This window comes from Phaeobacter sp. LSS9 (genome assembly GCF_003443595.1).
Taxonomy (GTDB): Bacteria; Pseudomonadota; Alphaproteobacteria; order Rhodobacterales; family Rhodobacteraceae; genus Phaeobacter; species Phaeobacter piscinae.
This window is the reverse complement of sequence record NZ_CP031956.1, coordinates 2,392,088-2,412,422: the sequence shown is the minus strand read 5'-3', so window position 1 is coordinate 2,412,422 and position 20,335 is coordinate 2,392,088. Positions and strand designations below refer to the sequence as shown.

Sequence of the window (20,335 nt, the reverse complement as noted above, 5' to 3'; positions counted from 1 at the left end):
ACTGCACCTCAGGCAATGCCGCAGGGATGCATCGCAGCCGAGGGGGCGCGTGCATTTTCCTACGTTGCCTGCAGTCCGTCATCATCAATTAGAAACCTGCGCGGTTCCGTAGCGCAGGTGGATACGAACCCGCCACCTGAGCGTCAGGGTGAGACGGGGATCGACAAAAAACGACGCGCCACACTCATCAGGGAACGATCATGTCAATCAAGCCACCATTTACCGAGCTGGAGATCGAAACGGCTCCATCCGGGTTCTACGAAGGCCACAGCCTTCCTATCGCATTGATCAGTAAAATCATCATGACAACGCTGGTCCTTTGGGCCTTGGTCTGGCCCAGCAAGGCCAGCGGCATTCTGTCTTGGGTCAACAGTGAGTTGCTGAACGGGTTCAATGCCTTCTATATCATTTCGGTAGGGGCCTTTGCCTTTTTCCTGTTTGTGCTGGCAATCCTGCCTGCCACGGGGAGCAAAAAACTGGGTCCGGCGGATGCCGCGCCTGAGTTTTCCAATTTCTCTTGGTTCTCAATGATGTTCGGCGCTGGTCTGGGCGTTGGTTTGATGGTTTTTGCAACGGCTGAGCCGCTGGGCCTTTGGGGGTCGAACCCGGTTGTTCTGTCCGGTGCCGTGGCAGCCAACAGCGAAGAAGCCGTGCAATCTGCCTATCGCTACACCTTCCTGCATTACGGGTTCCATGCCTGGGCGATCTACGTGCTGACCGGTCTGTCGCTAGCCTATTACGCCTACACGCGCGATATGCCGTTGACCATTCGCTCGGCGCTGACGCCGTTGCTGGGCAAGGCCGCAAACGGGTTTGTTGGTCATCTTGTTGATGTGCTGGGTGTGGTTGCCACGATCTTGGGCGTTTCGGTCACCATTGGTTTTGGCGTCAGCCAGTTTGTCGATGGTGTTTATGCGGTCTCGGGTATGGAATGGCTGATGAATGGCGATACCGAAGCCCCGAAGCCCAGCACCGTGGGCCTTCTGTCGGCTCTCTTTGTGATCATGGGACTATCGATCCTGTCAGCCGTGTCAGGCGTTGGTCGCGGGATCAAATACCTCTCTAACCTGAACCTCGTGCTGTCGGTCATTCTGCTGCTGACCTTTGTGTTCTTCGGCTCGTTCTTCTTTGCGATGACCAAATTTGGCAGCGGGTTGGTGGACTATATCCTTCACTTTACCCAGATGTCGTTTGGCGCCTATGGCCCGCAATCAGCAGAGGCCTTTGCTGCGGCGCTGCCCGATGCGGCGCAGGCTTTGCCTGCGGAAGATCTGAGCACGGTCTACGGTTCGGCAACATCGCCGTGGGGATCGTTGGGCGGCTTCACCGAAGGGTTGCCAGCCTCTGCCGCAGCACTGGATGCAGACGCTGTCTATGCTGCCGGTGAACCCGGTCGCCAGTTCGGTTGGCAGGCCGGTTGGACGACATTCTACTGGGCCTGGTGGATTGCGTTCTCACCCTTTGTGGGCCTGTTTCTGGCGCGCATTTCCAAGGGCCGCACCGTGCGTGAGTTCATCCTGGGCTGTGTAATCGCGCCTGCGATCGTTTGCTTCCTGTGGATGACCATTCTGGGCGGCACTGCGATTGATCTGGAACTGAACGGCTCCGCCGCAGGGTCAATCATCGGAGCCACCAACACGGCGAAGCTCTTTGCAACGCTGGAGCAGATGATTTCCGGTGGCTTCCTGTCGGCCATCACCGTGATGTGCGTTGTGCTGATTATGACCTTCCTGGTGACGTCGGCGGACTCGGGGATTTTGGTGATGAACACCATTATGTCCGGCGGCGAGCAGGAAACCGGCATCAAGCACCGTATTATCTGGGGGCTGATCCTGACCTCCGTGATCGGCGCACTGATCATCGCGGGCAACAGCGGCACGGCGTCCAACCCCTTTGGGGCCCTGCAGAATGCGATGATTATCGGCGCGTTGCCGTTCACCATTGTCATGGTTTTCATGATGATCTCGCTGGCGAAAGCGCTGTACCGCGACAGCTTGCGTGCCAAAGCAGACTGATCACGGTTCAGTTTCTGATCTGAGAGCAAAGGTCGCGCCTCGGCGCGGCCTTTGTCGTTTCTGAGTGATGAGGCCGGAAACCTATGAGTGATGCTCATAGGTGGTGGCGGTAATCTCATTGGTAAGACTGGCGAATTTGGGTGATAAAGCCATTGAACTGTCAGGGGTAAGGCCATGGATCGCGCCGAGATCGTACATCAAAATTTCCTTGAGCGCGTGCGGACAGGGGCCCTGCCACCGGGCGCCGCACCAGAGGGAGCTCTGACGCCCAGTGAAGCGGTGGCGATCTATCGCGCGCAGGTACTGAGCCGGGCGCTGGATCGGACCAGCCGGGCGATGCAGAAGGCCGGGCAGGGGTTCTATACCATCGGATCGTCAGGGCATGAGGGGATGGCTGCGGTGGCGCGGGCGCTGCGGCCCGATGACATGGCCTTTCTGCACTATCGCGATGCGGCGTTTCAGATTGCCCGCGCAGGCCAAGTACTGGGGCAGAGTATTGCCTGGGACATGTTGCTGTCCTTCGCCTGCTCCGCTGAGGATCCCACATCTGGCGGGCGGCATAAGGTGCTGGGTTCCAAGGCGCTGATGATTCCGCCGCAGACCTCCACCATCGCCAGCCACCTGCCAAAGGCGGTCGGCGCGGCCTACTCCATCGGCGCGGCGCGGCGTCATGATCCGGAACATCGGGTTCTGGCCGAAGATGGGCTGGTGATGTGTTCCTTTGGCGACGCCTCTGCCAATCATTCAACGGCGCAGGGGGCCATCAATACGGCGTGCTGGACCTCCGTGCAGTCGACACCCCTGCCGCTGCTGTTCGTCTGTGAGGACAACGGGATCGGCATTTCGGTCAAGACACCGAAGGGCTGGATCGAGGCGTCGATGTCTCACCGTCCGGGGATGCGCTATTTTCAGGCTGATGGGCTGAATATGCATGATGCCTACGCAACCGCACAGGCGGCAGCAGACTATGTGCGACTGCGGCGCAAGCCTGCGTTCCTGCACCTGCGCACGGTCCGGCTCTATGGTCACGCGGGGGCCGATGTGCCGACAACCTATCTGAGCAAGGCGGAGGTTGAAGCGGATGAGGCCAATGATCCGCTGCTGCATTCGGTACGTCTCTTGTCAGAAACAGGCGCGTTGTCCTGCGAGGCCGCGTTGGAGATTTATACCGAGACCTGTGAACGGGTGGAGCGGATCCGAACGGAGGCTGTCACCCGTCCCCATCTGAAAACAGCGGATGAGGTGACCGCGAGCCTGGTTCCGCCCGCCCGGATGTGCCAACCGACCAACGGACCAAGTGCTGAGGCCAGGGCAGAGACGTTGGGGGGCGACCTGCGCGCGCAGGCAGATCCACAGCCAATGAGCCGTTTGATCAACTGGGCGCTCACAGATCTGATGCTGGCGCACGGCGAACTGGTCGTGATGGGTGAGGACGTAGGCCGCAAAGGGGGAGTCTATGGTGTTACCCAGAAACTGCAGCAACGGTTTGGTCAGGATCGGGTGATCGATACGCTGCTGGATGAGCAGTCGATCCTTGGGCTGGCCATCGGCATGGGGCACAACGGATTCGTGCCGATCCCAGAGATCCAGTTCTTGGCGTATCTGCATAATGCGGAAGATCAGATCCGCGGCGAGGCGGCGACATTGCCGTTTTTCTCCAATGGCCAGTTCAGCAACCCAATGGTGCTGCGTATTGCAGGGCTTGGGTATCAAAAAGGGTTCGGCGGCCATTTCCACAATGACAACTCGCTGGCTGTGCTGCGCGATATTCCGGGCATTGTGATTGCCTGCCCCTCAGATGGGGCAGAAGCAGCGATGATGCTGCGCGAGGCTGTACGGCTTGCGCGGGAGGAGCAACGGGTCGTGGTCTTCGTCGAGCCTATCGCGCTTTATCCGATGCGGGATCTGCACGCGCCCAAGGATGGCGGCTGGATGCGTCACTACCCAAGGCCGGATCAGCGGATCGCACTGGGAGAGGTCGGTGTGCATGGGGGTGGAACCGATCTCGCAATCGTCACCTACGGCAACGGTCGCTATCTGGCGACGCAGGCACAGGCGGATCTCGCAGCCAAGGGGATTGCCGCCCGTGTCGTTGATCTGCGCTGGCTTGCGCCCCTGCCAAAGGAGGCGCTGCTGGCTGCAGCCGCCGACTGCGATAATATCCTGATCGTGGATGAATGCCGCACCACTGGCAGTCAGTCCGAGGCGCTGATGGCACTGTTTTATGAGGCGGAGGGCAGCCCGATGGCCCGTGTTGTGGCAGAGGATTGTTTCATCCCAACGGGACCGGCCTATGCGGCGACCTTGCCCTCGAAGGAGAGTATTGTGGCTGCTGCCCTTCGCTTGACGGGAGCCGCAACATGACCCGGACCGCCGTTTTGATCTGCCCTGGACGAGGCACCTATAACAAGGCGGAGCTGGGCTACCTGTCCCGCTACCACAGTAAGAAGCAGGCTCTAATTAGCGCATTTGATGCTATGCGAGACGCAACAGGACAGGAGAGCGTCTCGGCTCTGGACGCTGCCGATCGCTATTCAGTGTCAAAATACACGCGTGGTGACGTGGCTTCGCCGCTGATTTATGCTAGTGCCATCGCAGATGCGCAGTCCCTTGCAGAGGACATCGATATCGTCGCGGTCACCGGCAATTCCATGGGCTGGTATATCGCGCTGGCGGCGGCGGGGGCACTCAGCCCACAGGCGGGGTTTGAGGTGGTGAACACCATGGGTCAGCTGATGCAGCAGCACCTGATTGGTGGGCAGCTGGTCTATCCCTGTCAGTGTGAAGATTGGCAGCTGGATCGTCGCCGCAAGGCGGAGCTGTTGCAGTTGGTCAGTGACATCGCCATGCGACCTGGTCACCAGCTGTCGCTGTCAATCGATCTGGGTGGTATGTTGGTTCTGGCCGGGAATGCCAAGGGGCTAGATGCGTTCGAACGGGCCGTGCCCCCACTCCAAGATCGTTTTCCCATGCGACTGGCCAATCATGCGGCATTCCACACAGAGCTGCAGGCGCGAGTAGCTGCCGCCGGTCGGGCGCGGCTGTCACAATCGCTATTTGGTCCCGCCAAGAAGCCGCTGGTTGACGGGCGCGGGCAGATTTGGTGGCCGGGCGCGGATACTGTGGAAAGCCTTTGGCGTTATACGCTGAACACGCAGGTGGTCGAACCCTATGACTTCACCCGCGCCGTGCAGGTGGCGGCGCAGGAGTTTGCGCCGGATCTGTTCATCATCGCCGGTCCGGGTACCACATTGGGCGGAGCGGTGGCGCAGTCTTTGGCACAGATCAACTGGCAGGGGCTGGACGGGAAGGCGGCGTTCAAGACGCGACAGGCGCAGGACCCGGTGGTTGTTGCCATGGGCGATCCGGCGCAACGGGCGCTGGTCAGCTGCTAGCACGCTGGCCTGGGTCGATGGCCATGGACACGGCGAAAGCCTCTACGGGGCGTGAGACGTTGTGCAGTGACACAGACCCCAGCGGCGTGGCTTGTTCCGGTGTCTCGAGCAAGTCTCGGCTGACCACAATGGTATGGCCACAGGATTTGCCATAGTCGCCGAGCCGTGCCGCGATATTTGCGGCCTGTCCGATGACGGTGAAGTCCAGCCGCTCACGCGATCCGACGTTGCCATAGGTGACGCCGCCATAGGCCAGACCGATGGAGCATTCGCTGCGCCTCTGGCCGGGATCGTCGCCCATGGCGTCCAGCGCGGCGACGATGGCGCGCGCTGACTGCAGCGCCTGAGCGCGGGCCTCGGCCGGGCTGTCACCCGCCGGGAACACGGCCAGAACAGCGTCTCCGATGAATTTCAGCACCTCGCCCCCATGATCGTGCACGGTGGTCGATGCAGTCTCAAAGAAACTGTTCAGTAGCTCGATATATTCGGTGCGGCCCAGCTCTTCTTCCAGACGGGTCGAACCGCGCAGATCGCAGAACATGATAGCCGCATCAATATCGTCGCCATCGCCGCGCCGGATTTCCCCGCCCAGAACCCGCGCGCCGGTGCGTTTGCCGACATAGGTCTCCAGCAAGGATTGGGCGTTTTCGCGTTGCATGAACACTTCGTAGTAGCGCGCGATCACTGCGGAGCATTCAAATATCAGCCCCAAGTTCTCAGTCGTGAAACCTTTGGGGTGGTGGCTGGCAACAGTCAGCACATTGATGCGCCCATCCGAAAACGGCAGCGGCATGGCCACATAGTCCGTCGCGCCCTCCTCCCGCAGATCGGTCAGGATGGGAAACGCGTCGCTGGGCTGTTCCAGATCCAGACGTTGACGAATACCGCCTAACCCATTCGAGACGTGGCGCAGGGGGCTGTTCTGGAAGGCCGGGTGGTCGTGGATTTCATAGCTTGGCGCATAGGTGGTCACCTTGCCTGATGCGCGGCTCCAGATGAAGTTCTTGCCCGCGATCATTGGATGCAAAGACCAGGCCATCACCGAAAGGCGAGATAGATGAACGCCTTGCTCCACCAGTTTTTCGGAAAGGCGCTGGGTAAACTCCTCCGGTGTCGGCAGATAGGCCGCCTCACGCAGCAGCCAGTCGATCAGGGGGCCGGAGATGCTCCCATATTCAGGAACATCCAGTTGATTTTTGCCAAGGTCAATCTCGACGTTGGCGTCCGGCATGAAACTGACATGACCCGCAATGCCAGATGCCTCGGGCAGGGCATCGTCGTAGGACCAAGCGGCATTTCCGATGCAATCCTTTTCAAGTTGAAGATCTTGATACCCGGCTGTGCCCTTGAACGGGCAGAAGGTCTGGTGACCGTTGGCCGCAGACAGGCAGGAGTGGATATCATCGCGGGGGAAATAGATCGCGGCAGGCTGGCGGGTTTCATACATCACCTTGGCGCGGGTGCTTTGCGCGATGATTTTCCCACCGAGGCGCGCGGTAACCGGCCCGCGCAGCTCTTCAATCAGGATGCCATAGGGCTGCGGAGCGGTATTTGCGCGCATATTCATAAGCGTCGTTCCCTGCTGATTGGCCAGCATGGGGGCCATGCGACCTGCCCTCTATTATGTGGTGATTGATGCTAGGAATGCCAGAGCGGCACGGGGAATTGATCGGCTTGACCTTGGGGCTGTTTCCACACCGGCTGCCAATTGGTCACCGACTGCATGGGTGCCCACTGCAGTCGGTCAGACCATGCGGATCACATCCTTGCTGATCGACAGAACATAGCCCCGTTTGGCGATATTCTTGACCAGAAGCTCACTCACCATCTGATTGCCCAATGTATCGCGCAGGCGTTTGATCCGGGTGGCGCCCGCGGCCTCTTCGCAATCGATGGACGGGCGGCCAGAGATCATCGCCTCAATCTCCGCACCGGAAAGCACATCGTCATCCAAACGTGCCTCTGCCAGAACCGCGAGGGTCTCCATCGCGGCGGCTGTCAGTTTGAAGCCCATTGTATTCAGATAGACGGTATTTTCCTCGCGGCTGATCAGCAGTTCGGTCACCTGAATGCCCGCGCGTTCAATCTGCACCATGCGCCGGTTCAGCATGACCAGCATGGCCAGCACCACCAGCGCGGCGACCATCATCATGGTGGCAAAGACCAGCAGGACAAAAATAACCATGCGATAGCTGGTCAGCGTATCGGCAAAGGCGGTGCCGGATTGGGCGAGGATTTCCAGCAGTTTGATTTCGGCCTGAGTGGTGAGGTCATTCTCGACAAAGACACGCTCCACCCGGGCGTTGAAGGCATTGGCATCCGGCAGCGTCAGCAGGAGCACGGTGCCGGCAATGACCAGGAGGGCAACAATGGCAGCAATCCCCAATGCGATGACGCGGCTGCCTGCCGCGCGCACCTCAGAAACGGAGAAAATAGGGTCCGGCATCTGCTTTCCTTTGTTCCAGCCCGTCGGGACCAAAAATGGACAGAACATTGAGCAAGGTCCAGCCTGCCGCTGATAACCTTCCGGAGATCTCCGCCTTGGCCGCTGGTTTGCTACAGGCCCCACCGATCTGGATCACACCATAGTGCAGCCGTAGGGGCGCGTCCTGTTTGGCCTTGTAGTCGGCGTAGCATTCGGCGGCTGTCGCCGCAGGTGCATCGCTGAGTATACCGGCAGCAAGACCGGCAATCAGGGTCGTGGAGATAAGCAACTGTTTCATGCCCTCACCCTGCGCATTTGTTGCGGGATATTCAATAACCACAGGTGATTGCGCGCAGTGATATTCGATAACAGGGCCGCGTTATTGCCTGTCCGAGGGGGCTGACCCCAGGCTGACTGCATCGGTCATCTGACCTCATGTTTTCAGACTTCAAGGAAGGACATCCCATGTTTCGCAGCACCCGCTCTAGCGCTGATATCAAACCGCATCGCAAGTTCATCACGCTGATCGTTGCCGCCGCGGTTGCGGTGACCGGTTTTTCCGCAGCGCCTGCACGGGCGGATGAAGATGTCGCCAAGGTCCTGGCGGGTCTGGCGGTTCTTGGCATTATCGGTGCAATTGTTAAAAACAACCGGGACGATGACCATCAGCAGGTAACCCGACCGCATCGCCCCCATCGTCCCAAACCGCTGCCGCCGCGAGTGGCGCGCTATGACCTGCCAGCGCAATGCGTGCGGTATTTCCCGCGCTACAGCCAGAGCCGCACCCTGATGGGCCGGGGCTGCCTGCGCAAACAGTACGGTTTTGAACACAAGCTGCCCCGTGCCTGCCAGGTGACCTTCTGGAACGGCAAACGCAATCGCGTTGGTTACCGCCCCGATTGCCTGAAGAACCGGGGCTATCGCATCACTCGTCGCTGACGCGCGACCACAGGTTCGAGCAGACTTAGGGGGCTTCGGCCCCCTCTTTTTGTGCTCATCTGATGGCTGGGCTTGAAACTCAGCGCAAAACCCGGTCAGACCAAAGGATGGAGTATCCCGATTATAGTTTGGAAGCGGCAGCGCGTGCGCGTGGCCAGATGCGCATTGCAGGCGTGGATGAGGTAGGGCGTGGCCCGCTGGCAGGGCCGGTGACGGCAGCGGCGGTGATCCTGGACCCTGAGAATATCCCCGAGGGGCTGAACGACTCCAAAAAGCTGAGCGCCAAACGGCGCGAGGCGGTGGAGGCGTCTATCTTTGCACAGGCTGAGGTGTCGATTGCCCATGCCTCTGTCGAAGAGATTGATTCTTTGAACATTTTACGTGCGTCGCATCTGGCGATGGAACGCGCGGTTGCGGCACTGGATCCGGCGCCGGACTATCTGCTGATCGACGGCAACCTGATCCCCAAAGGTCTGCTGCAAGCGTCAGAGTTTGTCATCAAGGGGGACGCCAAATCAGTCTCCATCGCGGCCGCCTCCATCGTGGCGAAACAGGCGCGTGACCGGATCATGGTGGATTTGGCGCAACAGTTCCCCGGCTATGGCTGGGAGAAAAACGCAGGCTACCCTTCCAAACAGCATCGCGAGGCGCTGGTTAGCCTAGGGGTGACCCCACATCATCGGCGTTCCTTTAAGCCTGTCCACAATATCTTGTATCAAGAGTGAACCACATCGCGTTGTTCTAAAAAACAAATTGACCTCGAATCCACGATGACTCATCCTGTGGACAACCAAAATGAGCGCAAAAATGCGCCGTGGTTATCGAGGCAGAGCAAATGAACAAAACACTTACACGGGGCGCCGAGGCGCTCCCGCTAAACGCGATCCTTGACGGTGACTGCATCGAAGTGATGTCCGGTCTACCGTCAAACTCGGTTGATCTGATTTTTGCAGATCCGCCCTATAACCTTCAGCTGAAGGGGCAATTGCACCGCCCCGACAACAGCAAGGTGGACGCGGTTGACGATCACTGGGACCAGTTTTCCAGCTTTGGCGTCTACGACAAATTCACCCGCGACTGGCTGAAACAGGCCCGCCGCATCCTGAAGCCCAACGGCTCCATCTGGGTGATTGGATCCTACCACAATATCTTCCGGGTCGGCACAGCCGTGCAGGACGAAGGGTTCTGGATCCTCAACGATGTGATCTGGCGCAAGTCGAACCCGATGCCGAATTTCCGTGGCAAGCGGTACACCAACGCGCATGAGACGATGATCTGGGCGTCGAAGTCTGAAGGCGCAAAATACACCTTCAACTATGAGGCGCTGAAGGCGCTGAACGAAGGTTTGCAGATGCGGTCCGACTGGGTGATGCCGATCTGCACAGGCCATGAGCGCCTAAAAGATGACGCCGGCAACAAGGCGCATCCGACGCAAAAGCCCGAGGCGCTGCTGCACCGTATCCTCGTTGGGTCGACCAATCCCGGTGATGTGGTGCTGGATCCCTTCTTCGGCACGGGCACCACGGGTGCCGTGGCCAAGATGCTGGGCCGTGAGTTTATCGGGATCGAGCGCGAAGCCGCCTATCGTGAGGTCGCGGAGAAACGCATCAAAGCGGTGCGCAAATTCGACCGCGAGGCGCTGCAGGTGTCCGCCAGCAAACGCGCCGAGCCGCGTGTGCCCTTCGGGCAGCTGGTTGAGCGCGGTATGCTGCGTCCGGGTGATGAGCTTTATTCGATGAACCAGCGCCACAAGGCGAAGGTGCGCGCGGATGGCACATTGATTGGCGACAATATCAAGGGATCGATCCATCAGGTCGGGGCACATCTGGAGAATGCACCGTCCTGCAACGGCTGGACCTATTGGTGTTTCAAGCGGGATGGAAAGACCGTGCCCATCGATGTTTTGCGCCAACAGATTCGGGCAGAACTTCAGAACTGATCCCACCCTTTTCACAACCTGTGTGAAACCGCAGGCGCTGTCGCGTTGTCGACGGCGCCAACCTTGCCCCGCCAACCCGGCGGGGTCTTTTCGTTTATAACGGTGCTTCATGGGGTGCATCTGGCGGCAGCTGCCGCTATTTTGGCGTAAGACTGGCGCCAATAGATGGACAGACGTCATGGCCATAACTGCCTCCGCTCCCGCTCCGGCATTGGACAGCGATGAAGCGATTTTCACGCAAGAGAGCCCCTATGCGCTGGACGCGCTAACCGAGCACAAGCGCAATGGGCTGGAGCTGGCGGTGCGAGCGCGCTGGATTGCGATGGCAGTCACAGCGGTGTTTCTGGTTTACGTCAATCCCGAATGGGATGTTCTGTATTACCATTTCATCCTGGCGTTGCTGTGCTTAAACGGCTGGCTGATCCGCCGAGTGGGTCGGGTGGGCCAATCGCGGCTGGAGATGCTGCTGATCTTTGCCGATCTGGCGATCATGACCGTTGGCATGGTCATTCCGAACCCGTTCAGCAGTGAGGATCTGCCACTGGCGATCCAGTATCGCTACGGCAATTTCATCTACTTTTTCATCATTCTGGCGGCCGGAACTCTTGCGTATTCCTGGCGCACGGTGATTGCCATCGGCAGCTGGACGGTGCTGATCTGGCTGTCAGCGGCCTTTACCGCCTGGTGGTTTGCCCCGTCTCAGCCGGGGATGAGTGCGGCGCTTCTGGCAGCGGTTGAAGGCAACCAGACGCTGGCTTCGTTCGTGGATCCAAATGACTTTGCTTTGCACCAGCGATTGCAGGAGGCGATCGTGTTCTTTCTGGTCGCTGTCACATTGGCGGTGTCTTCAAGACGGTTTTATCAGCTGATCCAGAATAATGCGGTGCTGGAGCGCGAGCGCGCCAATCTTTCGCGGTATTTTTCACCCAATGTCGTGCAGCAGCTCTCAACGAACGACGAGCCGCTGAAGCAGACCCGGCGGCAGGATGTGGCAATACTGTTCATTGATATCATCGGGTTTACCCGGCTCGCGGCGGATCGCGATGCCTATCAGGTGATTGATCTGTTGCGGGATTTTCACAGCCGGATGGAACGGGAGGTTTTCCGTCACGAAGGAACGCTGGACAAATACCTTGGCGATGGTCTGATGGCGACCTTTGGCACGCCTTTGGCGGGACCAAAGGATGCAACCAATGCGTTGACCTGTGCACGGGCTATGCTGAAGTCACTGGCTGATTGGAATGCAGAGCGCCGTCGGTATGGTGAGTCTGAGATCCGCGTCGGTATCGGAGTACATTTCGGTGAAACCGTTATTGGTAACATCGGTGCGAACCGGTTGGAGTATGCGGTGATCGGCAATGCTGTGAATATTGCTGCCCGGCTGGAGGAGCGTACACGTGAACTGGAGGCCCAGCTTGTGATCAGTGAGGCGCTGCGTCAGCAGGTGCAGGCCGAGGGTGGTCCAGCCAACCTGGAGAAAGCTGGCTTTGCCCGGTACCCTGCGTCTGAGCTGCGTGGATTAACACGATCAATGACACTCTGGGCGCTGCCGCGCTAGCAGGCGGTGGCACCCGAGGTGGGTTCTGGTCGCTGATCCGCCGGTAAAGCCTTGTTGTAGGCGCTCCATTCGGTGATCTCAGGGTAATACATCTGCCGCCATCGCCGCACCCGCGGGTTCATTATCCGGCGCCAGAGCGGTGGAAACATCGCGGCGACGGTCATCACCGGATAGCCATAGGGCAGCTGTGGTGCGTCGGCCATGGTGTGGTTCTGGAGCAGGGGAAAGCGCCGATCCGGTTTGTAGTGATGGTCAGAATGGCGTTGCAAGTTGATCAACAACCAGTTCGAGGCCTTATGTGCGGCGTTCCAGGAGTGCCGTGGCATCACGTGTTCGAATTTGCCATTGCCCAGATATTTGCGGGTCAGCCCGTAGTGTTCGACGTAGTTCACCAGCTCCAGCTGCCAGATCGCAACACCTGCTTGCACCAGAAACAGCAACAGCCCTGTGAACCCACCCAGCAAAACCGCGACCAACAGCATAAGCCCTTGTAGCGTCCAGTAGCGAAAGAAGGGATTGCGTCGATCGGTCCAGGGCAAATCGCGGCGCGCCAGCTGGGCGCTCTCGGCGCGAAAGGCGGATTGCCAGCACTGCCGCAGCACTCGCGGATAGAACCGGTGGAACCCTTCGTTGTAGCGAGCTGTCACCGGGTCGCGGGGTGTGCCGACATGGCGGTGATGGACGAGCAGATGTTCGGATCTGAAATGCGAGTAGAGCACCATGGCCAGCAGGATATCCGCCAGCCAGCGTTCCAGCTTGCTCTTTTGGTGCATCAATTCATGGCTGTAGTTGATCCCGACAGTGCCGCTCAGGACGCCAACGCCGAAGAACACGCCAAACTTCTCAAGACCTGACAGATGTTCGGCCTGAGGCACATAGATGAGCATGGTTATGAGCAACATGGCCTGCACAGGGACCCAGGCCATGGTCAGGGCGGAGTACCAGCGAAGGTCGTCCTCGGGTGTGAGCGGGTCGGCGTTCTCCAGGTTGAGACCAAACACCCCGTCAAGCGCGGCAAAGAGATACCAAGTGGCCAAGGGGGGCAACAAAATGGCCCAACCGCCATAGACGGCGGCCAGCACCACAAGGGGAACCAGCAGAAAAGACAGCCAGAACGGTAGAGCTGCCTGCCAGCTGCGCAGTGTTTCGGGGGTGGTCATCATGGCGCAAATCCAGTGATGTCGAAGATGTTTGTGCCGACTATGCCTGTGGTCCGGAAAAAAGAGAAGGGATCAGCGTCCCTTCCATAAATCAAAGGCCTTGCGCATGACCGTTGGCAGATCCGTCGGTTTGAAGTCATGTCGCGCGATCACGCGCTGATGGTCCTCAGCTGCGAAATCCGCAGGCAGCTCTGCCAGCATGACGCGCAGGATAAGGTGAAAATGCGTGAAGGTGTGACGCACCTCAGCGTTTAGAAGTTGCCAATCGGCCTCAAACGGCGGTGCGGGGGCCGGGCTGTCAGGGCTGTCGGTCCAGTCGCTGCCGGGCCAACCCAGCATGCCGCCCAGAAGCCCCTTGTCCGGGCGCTGTTCCAGCAGCCAGCCTCCCGCAGCGCTGCGGGCCAGATAGACAATGCCGAGCCGGGTTGGCTTGGGCTTCTTTGGGGTTTTCTTGGGCAGCTCCGTTGCAGTTCCCGCCGCGCGGGCCGCGCAGGGGGCGCGCCAGGGGCAGATGCCGCAGGCCGGGTTGCGCGGCGTGCAGATCGTGGCGCCAAGATCCATCACGGCCTGCGCATGATCGCCGGGTCGCTCTGCCGGGGTCAGGGCGGCTGCTTTCTCCTTGAGCTGCGGTTTGGCGGTTGGCAGGGGAACATGGACATCATAGAGCCGCGCCATCACCCGTTCGACATTACCGTCCAAGACGGTTTCCTGCCGGTCAAAGGCGATGGCGGAGATCGCCGCCGCTGTATAAGGACCAATGCCCGGCAGGGCGATCAGCCCGTCGTAGGTGTCGGGAAAGGTGCCGCCATAGTCCTGCGCAACCACTCGGGCACATTTCAAGAGATTGCGCGCCCGCGCGTAATATCCAAGCCCGGCCCATTCGCCCATCACATCCGCATCCGGCGCGGCTGCCAGATCTGCGACTGTGGGCCAGCGGCTGGTGAAACGGTGAAAATAATCCTTCACCGCAGCCACGGTTGTTTGTTGCAGCATCACCTCGCTTAGCCAGATCCGATAGGGATCCGGCCAGACCCCAGCTGCACGGTCCGCCGGGCTGATCCGCCAGGGCAGGGTGCGGGCGTGCTGGTCGTACCATTCCAGCAATGTGCTGCTTTGTGGTTGGCTCTGGCTGTCGAGGTCACGCATTCTTTATCCTTTGTGGCCCGGTTTCGCTGGTTCTCGCATGGCAGCCCTTTACAATAGGGCGAGCAGTCTAGCAAAACCACGGGCATGGCAGTGCAACGGACAAAATCTCGCGGGTTCAAACGGACATCGCAGCTTCTGAATGATCAGATTCGCAAGGCCGGTGAAAGCCGGGGTTTTGCTGTGTCGCGTCTGCTGACCCATTGGGAAGAAATTGCAGGGCCTGACATTTCCGCCATCGCACGGCCCGTCAACGTCCACTATGGGCGTGGCGGTTTTGGTGCGACATTGACGTTGCTGACCACCGGTGCCCATGCCCCGATGCTGGAGATGCAAAAGGAACCTCTGCGCAGCAAGGTCAATGCGGTCTATGGCTACAACGCCATTTCCAAGGTCCGCATCACCCAGACCGCGCCCACCGGTTTTGCCGAGGGGCAGGTCTCCTTCAAATACGCCCCGAAGGTTCGCAAACCGCAGGCGCCTGATCCGCAGGATGTTGCGGCAGCAGCTGAGGCAGCGACTGGGGTCGAAAGCGATGATTTGCGCGCAGCCCTGGAACGGCTTGGGCGCAATGTGCTGACAAAACAGAAAACTCTCAGAAAGGGGTACGAATGACCCGTTTGATGTCCGGCATCTTTGCCTCCGTCGCAGTTGCGGCGGGCGTCTATGGCTATGCCGCATTGCAGGGCGGCACGTCTTTGCCCAGCAATCCGCTGATCGGAGCGGCCTACGCTCAAGAGGCCGAGGTGGACACCTCCACCATCGTGGAAATGGTCCAGGGGGCTGAAGATGCGCCAGTGACGCTGATCGAATACGCGTCTTACACCTGCCCGCATTGTGCGAATTTTCATCAGGGCGCCTATAAGCAGCTGAAGCAGGACTATATCGATACCGGGAAGGTGAAATTCATCTACCGCGAGGTCTATTTCGATCGTTATGGTCTGTGGGCTTCGATGATTGCGCGCTGCGGTGGGCCAGAAAAATTCTTTGGGATCAGCGATTTGATCTATAAGGGGCAATCCGACTGGGCCCGTGCCGGTGGCGCGACCGAGATTGTCGATGCGCTGCGCAAGATCGGGCGGCTTGCCGGGTTGGAGGAAGAGCAGCTTGAAGCCTGTTTGCAGGACGGTACCAAGGCACAGACCCTTGTGAGCTGGTATCAGGAAAATGCGACTGAGCATGGGATCGAATCCACGCCCTCTTTCATTCTGAACGGAAAAAAGATCGAAAATCAGTCGTATGACGCGTTCAAGACACTGATCGACGCCGAACTGGACGGCTAACCGCCGTCGCGCTGAGCAAGTGAGAATTAGAAACCCGCCCGGTCTCCGTGGCGGGTTTTTTCGTTGTGCTGTCTGCAGATGTGGCTACGGCGGCGGTGGCGCAATCTCGCGAAGTCGCGCCAAGAGCGCCTCATCATTGCTGATCTGCAGACGTACCGGCAGGGTGATCACCTTATTGCGGAAACTCTCTGGCAGGCGGACGGCGTCCTTCTCGGTGGTAACCATTTGCGCGCCAATCAGCTTGGCCTCTGTTTCCAGTCGGGTCATCAGCGCAGTGGAAAGCGGCTGGTGGTCGTCCAGGGCTTCGCTACGGCGCAGATCGGCGCCAAGCTCGCGCAGCGTGTCGAAAAATTTCTGTGGATGACCAATGCCGGCAAAGGCCAAAACAGGCGTTCCGCCCCAAGGCATGCCGGTTTTGAGCGGCTCAAGCACACCGGTGTAATGTGGGCAAGCCGTCAGTGCGTTCCGCCATGCTGCCTGGAACCGGGCCTGCGCCTCGGGTTGCCCCAGTGACAAAACCAGATCAGCACGGGCCAGCCCCGTTGTGACCGGTTCGCGCAGGGGGCCGGCGGGCAGGCAATGCCCATTGCCGAACCCACGATCAGCATCGACCACAACAACTGAGAGATCCTTGTGCACCGCCGGGTTCTGAAAACCATCGTCCAAGACGATGACCGTCGCCCCTGCAGCCGCCGCAGCCTTTGCTCCGGCGGCGCGATCCTCTGCTTTCCAGACCTCACCAAAGGCGGCCAGCAACAGCGGTTCGTCGCCAACCTGGCTGGCGCGATGGCTTCCGGGATCCACCTGCACCGGCCCCTCAAGCGTGCCACCATAGCCGCGCGTCACCACATGCGGTTCGTGCCCCATGTCACGCAAGCGTTCCAGAAACCAGATAACTGTCGGTGTTTTGCCGGTGCCGCCAGCATTTATATTCCCGACGCAGATCACCGGCACGCCCACAGTTCGCGGGGTGCCGTCAGTCAGCCGTTTTGCGGTAGCACGGGCATAGATATGGCCCAGTGGGGACAGCAGGGTTTTGCGAATATCGAATTGTCCGGCTGGTTTGTGCCAGAAATCAGGGGCTTTCATATCTGTCCTCTCGCTTGTCCAGAAGCTCCTGGACGCGATCCATCAGGTGGTCTGTCATGCTGGCGCCTTCGGTGACGACCTGCCAGCCAGCCAGTGCCATCTCGGCAGCGCGATCTGGTGCTGACAGGCTCAGCACGCCCTGCGCCAGATCCTCGGCGTTATCGACCTTCTGCGCGGCGCCGACCTCCGTCAGGCGCTTGTAGAGGGGGCCATAGGTTCCCAAACCCGACCCGTGCAGGACAGCGGAACCAAGTGCCGCCGCGTCCAATGGGTTCTGCCCATTCGCGCGCGATGGCAGGCTGCCTGCGAGCAGGCAGAGCGGGGATAACCGGTACCACAGGCCACTGTCCTCGGCAGAGCTGAGCAGCACCTGCGTGTATTCATCAGGCTCTTCGCCGCTGTCCCAATCGGCCAACTGCAGGCCGCTATTGATGATAGCATCGCGCGCTGCAGCCAAATCTTGCTCATCGCGCATGGTGACGACCAGCAACAGGCGGTGCAACAGGCGCAACACACTGCGGTGCGCATCCAGGATTGTGGGTAAATCCTCAAGCTCGGTCTGTGATGAAAACCAGACGGGGCGGCTGCCCAATGTGGCTTGCATATGGGTGAGTTCATCACTGTTGCAGCCGGGGGGCGTGGTCGACAATCGCAAGGGATCCGTGCGTTGGATCCGGTCTGCTGCGAGGCCAAGGCGCAGCAGCTGTGCCCGTGCCTCATCCGAAGGGGTCATGATTTCGGTGAAGCGTTCAAACAGCCTGCGCCGTTGATCCGGCAACCAGCGGCTGGTGCGGTCGGGCAGTTCGCTGGCATCAATATCGACCAGCAGACTGTCCAGGTTGCGTTCGCTCATCTGGCGCATAAGACCGCGGCGGAGATCCCCGCCCGACCAGATCATCAGGTCGGGCCGCCAGTGATCCAGAAACATCCGCACCTCTGCCGGGCTGTCATCTGGCGGTGGCCCCGCAGCCAGATCGTAGCCGTCAACCGGCGGGCGGTTGGTGATGCTGCGGCTCCATGTCACCAGCACCGAAAGATCGGGGCGCAGGGATTTCATCCGGTTGCTCAGATCGCCAAGCGCCAGATACCGCTCTGCTGAAGAGGCATGGACCCATAGCACCTCACCCACCGGTCGGGCGGGCCAGCGGAGACTGCGTTCGGATGCGGCTGAAAGTCTCGACATGGCTAGAGGGGTCCTGCTGCGGGGCACATGTCAAAGCGGATGAAGGCCGGGGCTCTGCGGGTCGAGCGCGGCGATCAGCTGGTCATGCAGGCGCGGCGGCGCGGCGACGACACCGTTCAGTGTCGGGTGCGGGTTATTATATCGCAAATCCCCGCCGAAGCGATCACTGCAATATCCGCCTGCCTCACGCAGGATCAGATCGCCGGCGGCGATATCCCATTCCCAGCTGGGGCGGAGGGTGAGCATCGCGTCGTAACCTGCATCTGCAACCCGTGCCATACGGTAGGCCAGCGAGGGTCGGTGGCTGCGATTGAAGCCTGGCACCTGACCATTCTGCCAGTGTTTGGGGTCCTGCACAGGCCGTGCAGCCAGCACGTTCGCCATGTTGAGGTCAGCTTGCGCAGACACCCGGATTTCTGCACCATTGCAGGTCGCGCCCTCTCCACGCGCCGCACAATACATCAGATCACGCTGGGGCAGGTAGATGACCGCTGCGGTGACGTCGCCCTCTTCGGCGATTGCCAGCGAATGGGCCCAGGTGCGCGACCCTTGGGCAAAGCTGCGGGTGCCGTCGATCGGGTCAATAATGAACAGCCTGTCACGATCAAGGCGCGTTGCGGTGTCTTCGCTTTCCTCGGACAGCCAGCCATAGTCGGGTCGCGCCTTTTGCAGCACGTCGGATAGCATCTCGTTGACGGCAAGGTCAGCCTCGGTCACCGGTCCAGCACCGCCGGGTTTCTCCCATTTCTGCGCCTCTGGACCGCTGTAGCGGCAGGCGATGTCGCCTGCCTGCTCGGCCGCGCGAATTAGCAGGGAGAGGTCAGTTTCCGGCAAGGATCATCCCCTCGACCAGCAGTGAAGGCACCACGCGAGACAGGTGGCTGCGGGCGTCATTGGCGGGCACGATGCCGCGCAGCATATCGCGCAGATTGCCAGCGATGGTGCATTCGTTGACTGGATAGGCTATCTCGCCGTTTTCCACCCAAAAGCCTGCGGCCCCACGGGAGTAGTCGCCGGTATTGGGGTTGATGGTCGATCCGATCATGGAGGTCACCAGCAGGCCGGTGCCCATGCCGGAAATCAGATCGGCGCGGCTGTCATTGCCCTGCGTCAGGGCGATGTTCCACTGGGATGGGGAGGGCACGGACCCGACACCACGCGCTGCGTTGCCAGTGCTTTGCATGTTCAGTTTGCGCGCCGAGGCAAGGTCCAGCGTCCAGCCGGTCAGGATCCCATTGTCGATAATGGCGCGGCGTTGCGTTGCCAGGCCTTCGCCATCAAACGGACGGGACCCCGCGATGCGCGGACGAAAGGGATCTTCCGTCACGCTGAGGTGGGCAGGCAGGATCTGCGCCCCTAGCGCATCTTTCAGCCAGGAGGAGCCACGGGCGATGCTGGCACCGTTCACTGCCGCCAGCAGATGGCCGATCAGCGAGGAAGAAACCCGTTCGTCAAACAGCACCGGATAGCTTCCGGTTTCCGGCTTACGTGCGCCGAGCCGCTCGATTGCCCGCTCTCCGGCCTGTGTTCCGATATCTTTGGCGCTGCGCAGGTCGGCCTGAAACGTACGGGAGTCGCCATCGTAGTCGCGTTCCATTCCTGTACCGCTGCCCGCAATCGCCGTGCAGGAGGTCGACCGGCTGCTGCGCTGATAGCCGCCGGAGAATCCGTTGGTCGCGGCCATATGCACCTTATGGGTACCGTAGCCCGCTGCCGCAGATTGTACCTGTGTGACGCCGCTAACAGCCAGGCCCGCAGCCTCAGCAGCAAGCGCATCCTCCTGCAGGGCAGCGGGTGCCGGTTCGGCGCTTGCATCAAACAACTCCAGTGCCGCCAGATCCCAGTCCCGGGCGAGTTGCCCCGGTTCGGCGAGGCCCGCATAGGGATCTTCGGGTGCTTCGCGGGCCATGGCGACGGCGCGCTCAGCCATGGCGGTCAGGGTTTCGGCCCGCATGTCCGAGGCTGAAACGCAGGCCTGACGTTGCCCGACAAAGACCCGCAATCCCAGATCAACACCTTCTGACCGCTCAGCATGCTCTAGCGTGCCTTGACGCACCTCAATGGAAAGGGAGCTGCCTTCGGCCACCATTGCATCGGCAGCATCAGCTCCGGCCTTGCGGGCGGCATCAAGGAGTGCGTGGCTTAGGCTTTCGGGGGTCTGGGTCATAGGCACCTACATGGGTTGGACGTCACTTAGAGCTAGCCA

Annotated in this window: 18 protein-coding genes; 9 read left to right on the top strand and 9 right to left on the bottom strand. The window is 60.1% G+C overall.

The window, feature by feature from the left end:
• Window positions 1-200: 200 nt before the first annotated feature.
• From D1820_RS11610 to D1820_RS11600, 3 genes are all read left to right on the top strand, one after another.
• Entirely contained in the window at window positions 201-2,015 is a 1,815-nt protein-coding gene (locus tag D1820_RS11610; RefSeq protein WP_102897975.1) for a BCCT family transporter, read from the top strand.
• Window positions 2,016-2,189: 174 nt separating this feature from the next.
• The gene (locus tag D1820_RS11605) at window positions 2,190-4,379 is read left to right on the top strand and encodes a thiamine pyrophosphate-dependent enzyme (protein ID WP_118069140.1); all 2,190 of its coding nucleotides are present in this window, start codon (window positions 2,190-2,192) and stop codon (window positions 4,377-4,379) included.
• Window positions 4,376-5,410 carry an ACP S-malonyltransferase gene (locus D1820_RS11600; protein WP_118069138.1) on the top strand — a complete coding sequence of 345 codons (1,035 nt, stop codon included), beginning with the start codon at window positions 4,376-4,378 and terminating at the stop codon, window positions 5,408-5,410. The genes D1820_RS11605 and D1820_RS11600 overlap by 4 nt, the downstream gene beginning before the upstream one ends.
• Here D1820_RS11600 and D1820_RS11595 read toward each other — a convergent pair.
• The 3 genes from D1820_RS11595 to D1820_RS11585 form a co-directional block, all read right to left on the bottom strand.
• Window positions 5,400-6,977, bottom strand: coding sequence for a DUF427 domain-containing protein (locus tag D1820_RS11595; protein ID WP_254683305.1), 1,578 nt, complete (start codon window positions 6,975-6,977; stop codon window positions 5,400-5,402). The two genes, D1820_RS11600 and D1820_RS11595, sit on opposite strands and share 11 nt — an antisense overlap.
• A gap of 177 nt (window positions 6,978-7,154) precedes the next feature.
• Window positions 7,155-7,856 carry a histidine kinase gene (locus D1820_RS11590; protein ID WP_040170054.1) on the bottom strand — a complete coding sequence of 234 codons (702 nt, stop codon included), beginning with the start codon at window positions 7,854-7,856 and terminating at the stop codon, window positions 7,155-7,157.
• Window positions 7,828-8,133, bottom strand: coding sequence for a hypothetical protein (locus D1820_RS11585; RefSeq protein WP_040170268.1), 306 nt, complete (start codon window positions 8,131-8,133; stop codon window positions 7,828-7,830). Before D1820_RS11585 ends, D1820_RS11590 begins: the two co-directional genes overlap by 29 nt.
• Before the next feature lie 167 nt (window positions 8,134-8,300).
• Between D1820_RS11585 and D1820_RS11580 the strand changes: the two genes are divergently transcribed.
• The 4 genes from D1820_RS11580 to D1820_RS11565 all read left to right on the top strand — a co-directional run bounded on the left by D1820_RS11580 (window position 8,301) and on the right by D1820_RS11565 (window position 12,271).
• Window positions 8,301-8,774, top strand: coding sequence for a hypothetical protein (locus tag D1820_RS11580; RefSeq protein ID WP_096872856.1), 474 nt, complete (start codon window positions 8,301-8,303; stop codon window positions 8,772-8,774).
• Between the two features lie 107 nt (window positions 8,775-8,881).
• Window positions 8,882-9,499, top strand: a complete 618-nt coding sequence (locus D1820_RS11575) for a ribonuclease HII (RefSeq protein WP_118069135.1) — start codon at window positions 8,882-8,884, stop codon at window positions 9,497-9,499.
• Between the two features lie 110 nt (window positions 9,500-9,609).
• Window positions 9,610-10,713, top strand: a complete 1,104-nt coding sequence (locus D1820_RS11570; RefSeq protein ID WP_096872854.1) for a site-specific DNA-methyltransferase — start codon at window positions 9,610-9,612, stop codon at window positions 10,711-10,713.
• A 178-nt stretch (window positions 10,714-10,891) separates the two neighbouring features.
• The gene (locus tag D1820_RS11565; protein ID WP_118069133.1) at window positions 10,892-12,271 is read left to right on the top strand and encodes an adenylate/guanylate cyclase domain-containing protein; all 1,380 of its coding nucleotides are present in this window, start codon (window positions 10,892-10,894) and stop codon (window positions 12,269-12,271) included.
• Here D1820_RS11565 and D1820_RS11560 read toward each other — a convergent pair.
• Together D1820_RS11560 and mutY are read right to left on the bottom strand one after the other, a co-directional pair.
• On the bottom strand, window positions 12,268-13,431 hold the full coding sequence (locus D1820_RS11560) for an alkane 1-monooxygenase (protein WP_118070168.1): 1,164 nt from the start codon (window positions 13,429-13,431) through the stop codon (window positions 12,268-12,270). The genes D1820_RS11565 and D1820_RS11560 overlap by 4 nt on opposite strands.
• A gap of 72 nt (window positions 13,432-13,503) precedes the next feature.
• Window positions 13,504-14,577 (bottom strand): A/G-specific adenine glycosylase, encoded by a 1,074-nt coding sequence (mutY, locus tag D1820_RS11555; RefSeq protein ID WP_118069131.1) that lies wholly within the window; start codon window positions 14,575-14,577, stop codon window positions 13,504-13,506.
• A gap of 84 nt (window positions 14,578-14,661) precedes the next feature.
• Between mutY and D1820_RS11550 the strand changes: the two genes are divergently transcribed.
• Both D1820_RS11550 and D1820_RS11545 read left to right on the top strand, forming a co-directional pair.
• Window positions 14,662-15,189, top strand: coding sequence for a DUF721 domain-containing protein (locus D1820_RS11550; protein WP_040170062.1), 528 nt, complete (start codon window positions 14,662-14,664; stop codon window positions 15,187-15,189).
• Window positions 15,186-15,857, top strand: coding sequence for a DsbA family protein (locus D1820_RS11545; protein ID WP_040170064.1), 672 nt, complete (start codon window positions 15,186-15,188; stop codon window positions 15,855-15,857). The genes D1820_RS11550 and D1820_RS11545 overlap by 4 nt, the downstream gene beginning before the upstream one ends.
• A gap of 84 nt (window positions 15,858-15,941) precedes the next feature.
• Here the strand turns inward: D1820_RS11545 and lpxK are convergent, their stop codons facing one another.
• Genes lpxK through D1820_RS11525 form a run of 4 tightly spaced genes read right to left on the bottom strand, consistent with a single transcriptional unit; the run spans window position 15,942 to window position 20,296 of the window.
• Window positions 15,942-16,946, bottom strand: coding sequence for a tetraacyldisaccharide 4'-kinase (gene lpxK, locus D1820_RS11540; RefSeq protein ID WP_118069129.1), 1,005 nt, complete (start codon window positions 16,944-16,946; stop codon window positions 15,942-15,944).
• Complete coding sequence (locus D1820_RS11535) at window positions 16,933-18,129, bottom strand: 3-deoxy-D-manno-octulosonic acid transferase (RefSeq protein ID WP_118069128.1); 1,197 nt, start codon at window positions 18,127-18,129, stop codon at window positions 16,933-16,935. Before D1820_RS11535 ends, lpxK begins: the two co-directional genes overlap by 14 nt.
• 30 nt (window positions 18,130-18,159) lie before the next feature.
• Entirely contained in the window at window positions 18,160-18,963 is an 804-nt protein-coding gene (locus D1820_RS11530) for a 3'(2'),5'-bisphosphate nucleotidase CysQ (RefSeq protein WP_118069126.1), read from the bottom strand.
• Complete coding sequence (locus D1820_RS11525) at window positions 18,950-20,296, bottom strand: TldD/PmbA family protein (protein ID WP_118069125.1); 1,347 nt, start codon at window positions 20,294-20,296, stop codon at window positions 18,950-18,952. The genes D1820_RS11530 and D1820_RS11525 overlap by 14 nt, the downstream gene beginning before the upstream one ends.
• Window positions 20,297-20,335: the final 39 nt, after the last annotated feature.

Excerpts from the sequence above, each read along its gene's own strand:
- D1820_RS11610 (WP_102897975.1), top strand. The coding sequence starts at position 201 with ATGTCAATCAAGCCACCATTTACCGAGCTGGAGATCGAAACGGCTCCA.
- D1820_RS11605 (WP_118069140.1), top strand. The coding sequence starts at position 2,190 with ATGGATCGCGCCGAGATCGTACATCAAAATTTCCTTGAGCGCGTGCGG.
- D1820_RS11600 (WP_118069138.1), top strand. The coding sequence starts at position 4,376 with ATGACCCGGACCGCCGTTTTGATCTGCCCTGGACGAGGCACCTATAAC.
- D1820_RS11595 (WP_254683305.1), bottom strand. The coding sequence starts at position 6,977 with ATGAATATGCGCGCAAATACCGCTCCGCAGCCCTATGGCATCCTGATT.
- D1820_RS11590 (WP_040170054.1), bottom strand. The coding sequence starts at position 7,856 with ATGCCGGACCCTATTTTCTCCGTTTCTGAGGTGCGCGCGGCAGGCAGC.
- D1820_RS11585 (WP_040170268.1), bottom strand. The coding sequence starts at position 8,133 with ATGAAACAGTTGCTTATCTCCACGACCCTGATTGCCGGTCTTGCTGCC.
- D1820_RS11580 (WP_096872856.1), top strand. The coding sequence starts at position 8,301 with ATGTTTCGCAGCACCCGCTCTAGCGCTGATATCAAACCGCATCGCAAG.
- D1820_RS11575 (WP_118069135.1), top strand. The coding sequence starts at position 8,882 with ATGGAGTATCCCGATTATAGTTTGGAAGCGGCAGCGCGTGCGCGTGGC.
- D1820_RS11570 (WP_096872854.1), top strand. The coding sequence starts at position 9,610 with ATGAACAAAACACTTACACGGGGCGCCGAGGCGCTCCCGCTAAACGCG.
- D1820_RS11565 (WP_118069133.1), top strand. The coding sequence starts at position 10,892 with ATGGCCATAACTGCCTCCGCTCCCGCTCCGGCATTGGACAGCGATGAA.
- D1820_RS11560 (WP_118070168.1), bottom strand. The coding sequence starts at position 13,431 with ATGACCACCCCCGAAACACTGCGCAGCTGGCAGGCAGCTCTACCGTTC.
- mutY (WP_118069131.1), bottom strand. The coding sequence starts at position 14,577 with ATGCGTGACCTCGACAGCCAGAGCCAACCACAAAGCAGCACATTGCTG.
- D1820_RS11550 (WP_040170062.1), top strand. The coding sequence starts at position 14,662 with ATGGCAGTGCAACGGACAAAATCTCGCGGGTTCAAACGGACATCGCAG.
- D1820_RS11545 (WP_040170064.1), top strand. The coding sequence starts at position 15,186 with ATGACCCGTTTGATGTCCGGCATCTTTGCCTCCGTCGCAGTTGCGGCG.
- lpxK (WP_118069129.1), bottom strand. The coding sequence starts at position 16,946 with ATGAAAGCCCCTGATTTCTGGCACAAACCAGCCGGACAATTCGATATT.
- D1820_RS11535 (WP_118069128.1), bottom strand. The coding sequence starts at position 18,129 with ATGTCGAGACTTTCAGCCGCATCCGAACGCAGTCTCCGCTGGCCCGCC.
- D1820_RS11525 (WP_118069125.1), bottom strand. The coding sequence starts at position 20,296 with ATGACCCAGACCCCCGAAAGCCTAAGCCACGCACTCCTTGATGCCGCC.